Source organism: Petroclostridium xylanilyticum (assembly GCF_002252565.1).
Taxonomy (GTDB): domain Bacteria; phylum Bacillota; class Clostridia; order SK-Y3; family SK-Y3; genus Petroclostridium; species Petroclostridium xylanilyticum.
In genome coordinates, this window is the sequence record NZ_NPML01000019.1 from 335,691 (window position 1) to 348,645 (window position 12,955).

The following is a 12,955-nucleotide window of genomic DNA, read 5'->3' on the forward strand; positions in this document are numbered from 1 at the left end:
TAATTGCGGGATTATATGAATAATCCCGCATTTTTTGTAGTTTCATCAAATTTTATTTTGCTGCTTTTAGAAGCTTTTCATAGAAATCTGCACCGTATTCCTTGTCAAATTCCACGTGAACATCCTTCGTTGCTTCGATAAAAGGAGCTATATCTGGTCGACCTATCTTTACTCCTTTTGCTTCTAATTCTTTAATTAAATCACCTTCTTGCTTAGCGCTTAAATCACGTTCATATTTTTTAGCTTCATCAGCCGCTTCCTGTATCACTTTCTGTTGTTCTGGAGATAATTTACTCCAAGTCTTCTCACTAATTACAAGAACCATAGGCGAATAAATATGACCTGTCAAAGAAACGTACTTCTGTACTTCATATAGCTTCGCAGAAACAATAAGTGCTAATGGATTTTCTTGTCCGTCCACTGTGCCCTGTTCTAATGCAGTATATAACTCACCAAATGACATTGGAGTGGGGTTAGCACCTAATGCTTTGAAAATTGCAAGCGAAACAGGACTCTGAGGCGTTCTTATTTTAAGACCATTTAAATCTTTAGGTGTTAATATTTCACGTTTAGAGTTTGTTACATTTCGAAAGCCATTTTCAAAATATCCTAAAACACGGATTCCTTGCTTTTGAGGAAGATCTGCAACCATTTCCTGACCAATTTCTCCATCAAGAACTTTATATGCGGTTTCTCTATCTTTAAAGATATAAGGCAGGTTAGTAGCTTTTAATTTTGGTGCAACGTTGGTTAACGGTTCAACACCGATCATACCCATTTGAATAGTACCAAGCTTCATACCTTCTACCAAATCACGGTCATGTCCCAGTTTACCATCCGAAAAGAGTTGAACTTCAAATTGACCATTTGATTTTTTTTCTAAGACTTCTTTAAATTTTTCAGCTCCAGCATGGTATAGTGAGTTTGTTGCTGTTCCATGACCTAATTTCAATACAATTTTTTCTGCTTGTTTTGGTGCTGCGTTATCTGTTTGTTTTGATGCAGCTGCATCAGATTTTTCACTATCTGATGAAGAATTTCCAGAGCATCCTACCATTACGAATACCATAGCCAAGATTAACACACAGGCAACTAAAAAATTAATGTTCCTTTTCATAATAACCTCCTCATTTAATCTCTTTTCATTTAAAAGTCTTTACTGCAAAAATATTTTTGGTTTCTTAAAAAGCTACATCTCTACACCTCCTTATTCGTTAAAAAGGAGAAATGTACACTAATTATAGGCTCTAGATAATATTTAATTGCTTAAATAAGTATTTGTTAAATATCATCTGAAGTGTACAATCTGACTATTAATTAAGCTATTCAACTTGATGAAAACACCTGGCCAATAGCTAATTAACCGGTGATGTATTAGTTTGACATAGATCTCTAACTGAGAAACCAAATTTATATGGTTATAGACATGGGCACGCATGCCCGCCCCAGTCAAGCCATATTATTGGATTTCGGGCCGACACATGGGTCGGCCTTCATAAATAAATATATCTACAATTGGATATCTACAATATGAAATGTATGTTAAGAATTGTTTTTGCCAGTTTTGTCCGTTTTGCACGTAATACGAATGTCGATTTAAGCTATTTCATTTAATTCCTTTCATAGCTTTTCTAGTAATATCTATAAGGTCTTGAACTGTTGATTTTCTTGGATTTACAGTTACATTTCCACTCTTGTATGCTTCTTCAGCGATAGGCCTTAAGCTTTCTTCTGTTACTCCGAAATCTTCCAGTCCTTGGGTTATGCCTATATCCTTCATGAGTTTCTTTACTGCTTCTACAGACTTATAAGCTGCTTCCATCTGAGGCAGGTTATCAACATTTTCTCCAAATATTTTTGCTATCTCTATAAACTTCTCCGGTACAGCCATAATATTAAATTCCATTACATGTGGTAATAGTATTGCATTTCCTAATCCATGAGGCACATTAAAGTTTGCTCCCAGAGGTGAAACCAACGCATGGGCCAAACCAAGACGAGTAACATTGAATGCCATTGCCGCAATCAGGCTTCCCATAATCATATCTTCTCTTGCATCAATGTCATCACCATTCGCTACGGCTTTTCTAAGGCTTCTTGCTATTAGTTTCATTGCATGAATAGCCAATCCTTCAGATACCGGTTGAGTAGCCTTACATACATATGATTCCATTGCATGCGTTAACGCATCCATTCCTGTGAAAGCGGTAACTTTTGGTGGTAATGTTTTAGTAAGAAGCGGATCTACAATAGCCAGCGTAGGCATGAGTGCCCATCCACCAACACCGGTTTTGAATTTTGTTTTCTTATCAGTAAGTACTGACCAATAAGTAGCTTCGCTGCCTGTTCCTGAAGTAGTTGGTATTGCGATGATAGGTAGTGCCTTGTTTTTCACTTTATCTATACCGATGTAATCAAAGATCTTTCCTGGATTTGTAGCCATGGTGGCAACTGCTTTCGCAGCGTCCATGGAACTTCCGCCGCCAATACCTATTACAATGTCACACCCTGATTCTTTTAATACTTCTGTTCCTTTGGCTACAGTTTCAATACTTGGGTCTGACTCTACTTCATCAAATATCACATAAGGAACGTTAGAATTTTTGAGAGATTCTTCTATACCACCAAGAAGCCCAGCCCCTAACACCCCTTTGTCTGTTACAACAAGTGCTTTTTTTCCTCCTAATTCTAAGACTTTCTCTCCTACTTTACCTGCAGTACCTCTACCAAAAAATAATTCTGTAGGCATTTTGTAAGTGTATAACATAATTAAGTTAACCCCCTCTTTGTTCATTATAAGCTTTATATTAAACTAAATAAGCTTTATATTAAGCTAAGTTTTTGCAATGTTTCTTCGGTCGGTATACCCTCTTCTGACCAACCTCTATATTCATAATAATCGCTCAACATCTTTCCTAAATGAGGCAGATTTACTGCAACGTTTTCTCCTTGACGTTTTTGTGCTAAACTTCTTGGTGGGAGGGTATCATCCTTTCTGCTGATGCCACATTTCACATTGAAAAGCCGCTTTATATTGTATATTCTCTCGCCTGTTTCCATAAACTCTTCAAAAGAATAATCCCATCCAGTAACCGCATAAACCCATTCAACTAGACGATGTAACTCCATCCCATTGCTCCACATGAACTTACAAAGCTTTAAGGAGTCATACATGCCGGATACATTCTGCATTTTCGCAATAAACTCACCTTTTCCTTCAACTGTAAGTCTATCATGTGGTTTGTCATAACCCAGTTCAGGCATAGGCAAAGCTCTTTCAAAACCGTGAGAGAATGCAGCTAAGTGACATGCTCCCCTATTGGATGTAGCATAGGACAACGCTAAGCCGTTAAAGGCCCTTGGGTCATGCGCAGGAAATTCCAACCCTTTTACATGCATTGCAAATTCCCTTGCCAAACCCCCCATCTCTTCAGCAGCTAATCTTACTCCTTCTCCTAGTAAGCGGCCAAGCCCTTCGCGATTAGCAATCTGTTTTATCATTTCAATCATAGCTTCATGGTTTCCGAATTTCAGTTCAAGTCCACCCGTGTCTTTTTCTGTTATAATGCCTTTTTCAAATGCTTCCATCGCAAAGGCAATGACGCCGCCTGCAGATATGGTGTCCATACCAAACTTATTACATAACTCATTGGCATAGGCAATAGCTTCCAGGTTATCTATAAGACATAAACTGCCGAGGGTACCCAGTGTTTCATATTCTGGACCTGCCCCGTCTACTCCGGCATATGGACCGGATTCTATCTTTATTTTTCTTCCGCATCCGATTATACAATTTTTACAGCGATAGTTTCCAGTCAAAATAGTTTCTGCCATCTTCTGACCGGAAATCTTCTCTGCTCCTTCAGGCCATCTGCCTTGGGTCCAATTCTTCACAGGAAAATTACCATAACTTTCATGTCCTATAACACCACTTGCTGTACCATATTTGTTCATTCCTGCACTGGATTTTACAATCTTAGGAGAGATCTCTTTTATGGATTTACTAAGTAAAGCATCATCATACACTTCTACATCCATTGTCCCTCTAACGACAATAGCTTTGAGGTTTTTAGACCCCATTACTGCACCAACACCGCACCTGCCGGCAGCACGCGCATCTTTTCCGTCTGTAATCATAGCTGCAAACCTTACAAGTTTTTCTCCGGCTACACCTATGCTCATCACTTCTATATCATCACCATACTGTTGTCTTAAGATAGCATCTACTTCTCTAGTATCTTTTCCCCATAAATTTGATGCATCATGTATTTCTACTTTTCCATCGTCTATCCATATATACACTGGCTTTGATGCTTTTTCTTTAATAATAATACCGTCGAAACCTGATTTCTTAAATTTATATCCCCAGGTACCTCCAACGTCGGATTCCGCAAAAATTCCGGTTAGCGGCGACTTTGTCACAACTGCATGCCGCCCTGAGGTTGGAACTTTGGTACCACAGAAAGGGCCAGTCATAATAATTAATGGATTCCCGGGACTAAGAGGATCTACGTTTGGATCACATTCATCTAGAAGGTATTTTGCTCCTAACCCGCTTCCTCCAATAAACATTCTGGCTTTCTTCTCCTCCAGTGGTTCATGCCAAATAGCATTATTCTTTAGGTCTATTCTTAGAATCTTACCCATGTACCCTTTCATATCTTTCACTCCCTAGCGTGGTTAATTTCAGATAAGCTGAGTTTTGAATTTGCTTTGTTTACTTTGCGATTTATATGAGATATTATAGCTTTTCGGGATACTGCAATAACGCTTACCCTCCACTTATTGATCCGAATAAGTCAATAGTATCTCCGTTGTGTAATGTTTCATCTAGACTTACCAAATTATTATTAATTACAGGAAAAACATTATTGTAGAATATGTATTCATCATTCAAATCCGGAACCATTTCTACCAATTCTGGAAAGGTATTTATCAACTGCTTAAGCAAGCCTATAAATCTAGTACCATCTTGCAGTGTAATTTCTGCCTGCTTTTTCTTTGTATAATACGAAAATGGAGGATAAAAATTCACAGTAATATTAACCATTATTGACCACCTTCACTGTGAATGGTACAGAATATATTTCCCCAAGTTCCTTTAGATCATCTAAAACTGGTATTGTAATTGGGATACCTTCTTGAAGCCGTTTGGTCTGAATATTGTATTCAATCTCTCCTGGTAAGAATATTTCTTTTGTGTTTTTACCTTTTGGTGCACCCTTAATTTCTCTTATCATTCTATCAACCATTGATTTAAAGTTTTCTACGGGAATGAACTTTTCAATGTTTATAACTCCGAAAAAGTGTCCTACACATTGTGGATCCTTAAAATTCTCATATAAGTTGTTAATGTGAGGCCCGTATGGTCCCCCCGATAAAATTCCTGCTAAGATATCGATTAAAAGTGAGATTGCGTAGCCTTTCGGTCCGGCGAATGGCAGAACAGAACCTACCAGAGCTTCTTCTGCATCAGTAGTTACTTCTCCTTCCTTATTAATTGCCCATCCCTCAGGAATCTTTTGTCCATTCTTTGCAGCCAGTATAATTTTCCCTCTTGCGACAACACTTGTTGCCATATCGATAACAATAGGTTTTTCATTTCCAGTAGGAATCGCGAATGAAAAGGGATTTGTCCCCAAGAAAGGCTTTATACCTCCCCATGGAGCCATTGTTGATGGTGCATTGGAAGCTGATATTCCAATCATATTTTCTTTTAAGGCCAACATCGAAAAGTAGGAGGCTGTACCATAATGGTTTGAGTTCTTTACGCCAACCATCACAGAACCACTTTCTTTAGCCTTTTCAATTGCCCGCTCCATTACTTTTACCCCTACTACTGGCCCAAGGCTATTTTGAGCATCTACCAGCATGGAACCCGGAGCTTCATTCTGTACTTCGAAGCTGCACTTTCTATTTACAAGTCCTTCTCTTAATCGTTTCATGTATATAGGCATTCTGCTTACACCATGAGAATCTACCCCTCTTAAATTCGCTACCACAAGACTGTCAGCCATGTAAAAAGCTTCTTCTTCAGGTACACCTTCTTTATTAAGCAGCTTTATGCAGTAATCTCTTAATGACTCAGAATCAATATTTAATACTTGTTCATTACTCAATGATTTCACATCCTTTTGCCTTCAGCGTATTATCTACCCAGCTCCTATCCAGAGTGCCTTTCTCTATTTGTTCAAATGTCTTCATTTCATTTTGATTTTGTGCTTTAGCCTTTTCCAAAATGTCTTGTGCATCCGCAGGCCTTATAATAACTACCCCATCAGAATCACCGACGATGATATCGCCCGGAAGTACTACCTGACCCCCACAGTTTACTGGAACATTAATCTCACCAGGACCATTCTTGTATGGACCCTTAGGATTTACTCCTCTTGCATAAACTGAAAATTCTAAATCTTCAAGTGCCGCAGCGTCCCTAATGCATCCATCAATTAGGAATCCAGCTATGCCCTTCTTCATTGCATAGCGCATCATTATCTCACCACAGAGGGCGTGATTCATATCGCTCTCTCCATCTACAACAATGACATCCCCTGGCTTTGCCATATCTAAAGCCTTATGAAACATAAGATTGTCTCCCAATGGAGCTTTGACTGTAAATGCAGTACCTAATAACCTCACCTTATTGAAAGGCTTTATGTAGGAATCTACACAAGAAATCCTTCCCATATTATCTGCTATATTCGCTACAGGAATATCTCTGAATGCCTCAATAAGTTCCTTAGAAGGTCTGTTGATTGTTTTATAAATTCTAAAACCCGGATTCACCTAAAATCCCACCTTTCTTATTTTTGCTGTTTTCTACAGCCATATTGTTGTTAATGATTGTTTTAACGATACCAGAAATACCAGGATCATGATAAATAGTCTAATCATCTTTAAACCACAATGAAATTATCCTTAAACTATTTATCATCAACATATTTCTGTACACCTATAATATAAGCAAGTTTTATGCCAAATTAAAAAGCCTGTTATTCTGGCATTTCAAATATTTACATAAATTTATAATTCCCGCTTTGAAAAAAGAATGACTTACAAAATCGTTAAACCTTAGAAATACTATTATAAAAAAGAATTCCCAATGTGGAAATTAATAATTCCGACATTGGGAATCTTTGCTTATATCTACACTATATTCAGCTAATTTTCTATATAAAGTAGTTTTTCCAATACCTAATGCTTTTGCCGCTTTAAACTTTCCTTCCGTTGTGTCTCCAAACAATTCTAAAGCATTCAATATTGCTTCTCTTTCAATCTCTGCCAGAGGTGTAACACGCTTTATCTTTTTTACATTGCTGTTTTTTACATCGCTTGGAACTTGCCCCTCCAGAAGCTTATTGGGTAATATATCTACATCTATGACTTCACTATTACTCACAGAAATTAAATACTGTATCAAATTTTCAAGTTCCCTTATATTGCCAGGCCAATGATACGTATTTAATATTTCAATAGCTTGTGGACTTATCTTTTTGATACCTACATTAAATATAGTTGAATACTTTTTTATAAAATATTCAACCAATAATTCTACATCCCCTTCTCTTTCTCTTAAAGGGGGTATTTGTATCGGTATGACATTTAGTCTATAGTACAAATCTTCTCTAAATTTCCCTGTACGCACCATTTCTTCTAGATTTCTATTTGTTGCTGCTATAATTCTAACATCTATATCTTTTTGTACAACGCCACCAATCTTTTCAATAGTCTTATCCTGCAGTACTCTTAATATCTTAGCTTGAAGATAGAAAGGCATATCACCAATCTCATCTAAAAATATTGTACCTGTATGCGCAAGTTCAAACTTTCCAGGTTTACCTGTTTTATTAGCACCTGTAAAAGCACCTGACTCATATCCAAACAACTCGCTCTCCAACAAACTCTCGGGAATTGCTGCACAATTTACAGCAATAAATGGATTTGCATGTCTATCACTGGCATAGTGAATAGCCCGGGCAAACAACTCTTTACCTGTACCGCTTTCGCCTAGTAATAAGATATTTGTACTATTCACTGATACTTTTTTAGCTAACTCCTTAGCATCAGTAATTTTTCTACTTTCTCCAAGTATATCATTAAATGTAATCTCTTTCGTGTAAAAAGCTTTACTGAAAACACGGCTGCTAATCTTATCTACTATCTTAAAACTAATCACTGCGCCTACCGTTTCTTTATTGTCCTTCATGGCACTTATAAAGACACCATATGTTTTTTTATTGATTTTAATTTCATCGTAAAATGCATTTTCTCTATTTGACAAAATACTTTTTAGTTCTAAGTCTGGTATTACCTCAGTTATCACTTTATCTTCAGCTTCTTCCTTGGTCATACCGAGAATATTCAGGGCGTGCTCATTTATATGCGTTATTTCTTTTTCAGTATTTATAATGATGTATCCATCTGAAACGGTATTTAGAATTTGATGTAACATTATATTATGATATTCGATTTTTTGATACATTTCTTGTTCTTTTTTATACATTTCATATTCTTTTAATTTTGAGGTGATCAGTGCGCACATGTTTTGAATAAAGGATAGAAGGGAGTCCTGTTTAGATATTAGCTTCTCTCTCTGAGTATCATTAAAGCACATAAGTCCCATAACACCGATGACTTTATCGTCAAAAAATATCGGGCAGTGCATAAAAGCCTTTTCTTTACAATTATGTTTTTGCGGACATTGGTTGCAGTGCACGTCTTCTTTGGTATGATGCGTCAAATAATACTGCCCTGTTTCAAATACTTTCTTTATGACCCCAGAAGAAATAACCTGCGTTACCTGCTTTTGCGCAGTTCCTGCAATACGTATAAGGTTATGATCAACTACCGAAGTATCAATTTCTAATGCTTCCGCAATTGCCTCTGCAATTTCTTGAATGAAGCCTTTTATCTCCAGCAGATTTGACATATATACCCCCCCCGCTACTTAACACCTACTAATGAAAATTAATCTTATTGTTGTTTTTTGTGAAATATGTTGTTATATTTTACTAAATATATAATAATATTTTACCATATTTTTAGCTTTTTTCAACACATTTTACACCACTAGGTACATAAAGTATATATGACCCATTATTTTAAAAATTATAATATAGTTTACAGTAGAAGATACTTTTTCACATATGTGATAAACTTTCCAGTGAAGATGGGCATAGCTACCCAATTTATGGATATATTATTTTACATGGATATTATTTCATCTATTCATTGACAACTTTTATAACATCGTCCCATCTATGACTCTCATATTTTGCACGTAATACAGCTATATACTGGCTACCATTGATGCTCCAGCGCATACCTGCCTGTTTCATCCTTTGTCCAATCACCATTTTATTACCGCTTTCTATAGCTTCACTGCCTATATAATAGCCTTTTTCTTTAAAAGTTTTATAACGTATTCGTTCACGGTTATTCTCCATATATACAGGGAGATTCACTACATTATCCGGTAAATTTTCAATCTTTACTTTGTTCACCTGATTGCTTCCTCAACAAAATTCCTTAAAATACCTTCGCCTTTTATGAGATTTCGTGTTAAAATCTCATTTGAGTTTTTTATCATGGTCTAAGACACCCCTTCTAAAAATTTGAATTCTCATGGGTATCTTAGACTATTTTTTTGTCTCTTTTCAAATGAAATTCTTTCCTTGGAATATTATTCATCAACTAGATTAAATGCACCCCTAACAAGCGACTTTTTACAGTGGTATCATAGATCTTTCTTAAAAAAAGGAATAACCCCACCTCTTTCAATAATGTTCAGAACATGTTCAGAAAGTTTATCACCTTCTATAACTACATTATTATCAAGATTCCTTATAATACCGCTCTGCAAATCAATTGATATTGTATCTCCTTTTTTAACTTTTGAAAGTATTCCATCACAAGTTATAACAGGCAGACCAAGATTTATAGCATTCCTATAGAATATCCTTGCAAAAGAATTTGCAACAATTGCCGATACCCCTGCATTTTTTAATGTGATTGTTGCGTGTTCCCTGCTGGATCCGCAGCCAAAATTATCTCCAGCTACAATGATTCCACCTTTTATAAATTCTTTGATAAAGTTACTGTCAGCTCCTTCCATAGCGTGTTTTGCAATATCACTATGTTCCGTAAGTTCCAGGTATCTTCCGGGATAAATTTGATCTGTATCAATATTGTTTCCAAAAGTCCATACTTTTCCTTGAATGATGCTGTGCATTTTATTATTCCTCCATCAAAATGTATTTTCTCGGATCAGCCAACCTGCCTTCCAATGCAGTTGCCGCAGCTGTTGCTGGAGACACACAGAATATCTTTGCTTCTGTGCTTCCCATTCTCCCTGGAAAGTTTCTACTGGACGTGGTAACACAATATTCACCGGGTGCAAGTACTCCTTGATGCGCTCCAAGACAAGGGCCACATCCCGGTGCAGATATCGTAGCTCCTGCTTTTATCAATTCTTCTATATAACCTTTTTGCACTGCTTGCAGATAGACTCCTTTAGAAGCAGGAATTACAACCAGTCTTGTCCTGGGGTTAATTGTTTTGCCCTTTAATATTTGAACAGCTACCTCAATGTCCTCTAGCCTTCCACCAGTACACGTACCAATGAACGCCTGATGCACCTCTACCTTGTCTACATTATCGATACCATCTACATCATCAATGTTATCTGGTTTAGCAACCTGTGGTGTCAAATCCGCTACGTTGAAATAATACTCTTTGGCATATTTGTAATCTTTGTCGGTGGTAAAGATCTCAAATTCTCTGTCTATCTTTGATTTTATATACCTCATGGTTTTATCATCGGGTTGAATGTAGCTTGTTTTTGCTCCCATTTCAACCGCCATATTACATAAAACCATTCTTTCATCTATGGACATATTCTCTACCGTACTTCCACAATACTCAATTGCCTTATATACGGCAATAGATGGACCTAATTTCCCTATGATATGTAGTACGATATCCTTGGCTGAAGTACCTTTTTGAGGTATGCCATCAATTTGAATTTTTATTACCTCAGGAACTCTAAACCATAATTCTCCGGATATTAGAATTGTAGCAAGGTCTGTAGCCCCGACTCCTGTACCAAATGCACCAAAAGCGCCATGAGTAGTGGTATGAGAGTCTGTAGCAACTAAAACCATGCCGGGAAATACAATTCCTGCCTCGGGCATTACCTGGTGACATACTCCTTCATTGATATCAAATAGATATTTTATTCCCTGTTCCTGAACGAATTCCCTCATTGCTTTTTGGTTGGTTGCAGATTGGATTGTAGGAGCAGGTGCGTAATGGTCTAAAACAAAGCATACTTTATCAGGATGTTTCACTTTTTGTCCGCCCATTTCTTTAAAAGATTTTACCACTTGCAGATACAGATCATTTACTTCTGCCATATCAACTTTCGCAGTGACTATCTCCCCTGCAGCTACTCTCTCATTACCCGATGCCCGGGCAAGTATCTTTTCTATAGCATGCATATTCTTTCCCCCTATCTATCTAATTAACTGTACCTGATATTTTTTATTAGCACAATACTTATATTATTGACTACTCTTATCGTTCATTTATTCAATACCGGTAAGGTAGAACCCCCTACAGGCATAAATATAACTTTGGATTTATTGCCCAACTGCCTGAAAGCCTCTTCAAGCGCATCCGTTACTTCAGTAAAAGGCTGCATAAATATGTTCTTAACTAACTCAGGGTCCAATTCTGAAACTAAGAAGATTTGAGCTTTTACCAATACTCCTGCAATTGCAGCAGCTTTATGCCCACCTAATTGAAAGTCTACCTGAATACGCTCCAATATACTTTGAGGATCTTTTGCACTGATGATCCAGTCTTCAAATACCTCCTCACCCAGGCCCTCCTGGCAGCGGCCTGCCCATATGATAATGCCTCCTTGCCTGACAGCATGTCTCGCATTATCCAATGCCTTTTGTGCTTGGTAAAGATTTAGATCCTTCGGAAATCCTCCAGCAGATACAATAACTATATCAGCTTGTTCCTTGATAGGTACCTTATAGAACTGGTCAAGAAATTTGCACCCTTCTCTATGGGCAAGTATGTGATGCCCTGCAACCGCTTTTATAATGTTTTTGTTTTCATCAAGAACTACATTTACTATAAAGTGTATAGGCACAATGTTTGCAACTTCTTCGATATCATATCTTACCGGGTTATTCTCCATATCCCCGGCTTTTGCTTCCTCTCTTACAAGAAAACGATGGTTACGTTGTATAGCAGCCTTTGTAGAAACTCCAGGCATGATTGCTTTAGCTCCACCGCTATATCCGGCAAACCAGTGATATTCTATATTCCCCAAACATATTCTTATATCGGCTTCTGCAACAACTCTAAAGATATCCACAGGTGTTCCGCTTTTAGTCATCCCCATATGTACATAATCGTTAGGATTGCTGTCAATACATTTTACTCTATTATAAGTCTCTTCTCCAACCAAATACTTTTTTTCTTCCTCAGTATGTTCCCTATGGCTTCCTACGGCAAATATGATAGATATATCGTCACATCCAACTCCACCTGCAAGTAATTCTTCAATTACATGAGGGACTACCAGTTTACTAGGCATAGGCCGCGTAATATCACTGGTAATGATGACTACTTTTTGAGCCGGCTTGACGATGTCCTTTAACCTTTTCGAGCCAATAGGATTTGATATTGCTCTTTTTACCTCATCTTCTCCTACTGCATTAATCTCTAAAGGATTTGGTAACAGTTCAGTTATAAGGTTATTTTCATTCAAGTAAAATTTTTTAAAGCTCTTTCCATATAAACATCTATATTCCTGCATGCCTTCTTCCCCCTCCTTAAACTTAGTTGTTATAAACTATACAACCTTATTATATCTTTATAGCCCATATTATAATATTGCTTCAATTCCGCTATTTTCCAATAATTATATACAGCTTTC

General features: G+C 37.1%; 11 protein-coding genes. All 11 read right to left on the reverse strand.

The genetic code is table 11. The features are described from left to right. Positions 1-52: 52 nt before the first annotated feature. Positions 53-1,117 carry a TRAP transporter substrate-binding protein gene (locus CIB29_RS13800; protein WP_198543891.1) on the reverse strand — a complete coding sequence of 355 codons (1,065 nt, stop codon included), beginning with the start codon at positions 1,115-1,117 and terminating at the stop codon, positions 53-55. A 489-nt stretch (positions 1,118-1,606) separates the two neighbouring features. After that, positions 1,607-2,767, reverse strand: coding sequence for an iron-containing alcohol dehydrogenase (locus tag CIB29_RS13805; protein WP_094550615.1), 1,161 nt, complete (start codon positions 2,765-2,767; stop codon positions 1,607-1,609). A 56-nt stretch (positions 2,768-2,823) separates the two neighbouring features. Then, complete coding sequence (locus tag CIB29_RS13810) at positions 2,824-4,659, reverse strand: aldehyde ferredoxin oxidoreductase family protein (RefSeq protein ID WP_094550617.1); 1,836 nt, start codon at positions 4,657-4,659, stop codon at positions 2,824-2,826. A 112-nt stretch (positions 4,660-4,771) separates the two neighbouring features. Further along, positions 4,772-5,050, reverse strand: coding sequence for a MoaD/ThiS family protein (locus CIB29_RS13815; RefSeq protein WP_094550619.1), 279 nt, complete (start codon positions 5,048-5,050; stop codon positions 4,772-4,774). Next, the gene (locus CIB29_RS13820) at positions 5,043-6,119 is read right to left on the reverse strand and encodes an Ldh family oxidoreductase (RefSeq protein WP_157910307.1); all 1,077 of its coding nucleotides are present in this window, start codon (positions 6,117-6,119) and stop codon (positions 5,043-5,045) included. Before CIB29_RS13820 ends, CIB29_RS13815 begins: the two co-directional genes overlap by 8 nt. Continuing rightward, positions 6,112-6,786, reverse strand: coding sequence for an RraA family protein (locus CIB29_RS13825; protein ID WP_094550623.1), 675 nt, complete (start codon positions 6,784-6,786; stop codon positions 6,112-6,114). The genes CIB29_RS13820 and CIB29_RS13825 overlap by 8 nt, the downstream gene beginning before the upstream one ends. A 325-nt stretch (positions 6,787-7,111) precedes the next feature. After that, positions 7,112-8,929, reverse strand: coding sequence for a sigma-54-dependent Fis family transcriptional regulator (locus CIB29_RS13830; RefSeq protein WP_094550625.1), 1,818 nt, complete (start codon positions 8,927-8,929; stop codon positions 7,112-7,114). A 295-nt stretch (positions 8,930-9,224) separates the two neighbouring features. Beyond that, positions 9,225-9,503 (reverse strand): hypothetical protein, encoded by a 279-nt coding sequence (locus tag CIB29_RS13835; protein ID WP_094550627.1) that lies wholly within the window; start codon positions 9,501-9,503, stop codon positions 9,225-9,227. A gap of 233 nt (positions 9,504-9,736) precedes the next feature. Next, on the reverse strand, positions 9,737-10,231 hold the full coding sequence (locus CIB29_RS13840; protein ID WP_094550629.1) for a 3-isopropylmalate dehydratase small subunit: 495 nt from the start codon (positions 10,229-10,231) through the stop codon (positions 9,737-9,739). Positions 10,232-10,235: 4 nt separating this feature from the next. After that, a complete protein-coding gene (locus CIB29_RS13845) occupies positions 10,236-11,498 on the reverse strand; it encodes a 3-isopropylmalate dehydratase large subunit (protein ID WP_094550631.1) in 1,263 nt (420 codons plus the stop codon). Positions 11,499-11,581: 83 nt separating this feature from the next. Next, on the reverse strand, positions 11,582-12,835 hold the full coding sequence (larAH6, locus tag CIB29_RS13850) for a nickel-dependent malate racemase, LarAH6 family (RefSeq protein WP_094550633.1): 1,254 nt from the start codon (positions 12,833-12,835) through the stop codon (positions 11,582-11,584). Positions 12,836-12,955: the final 120 nt, after the last annotated feature.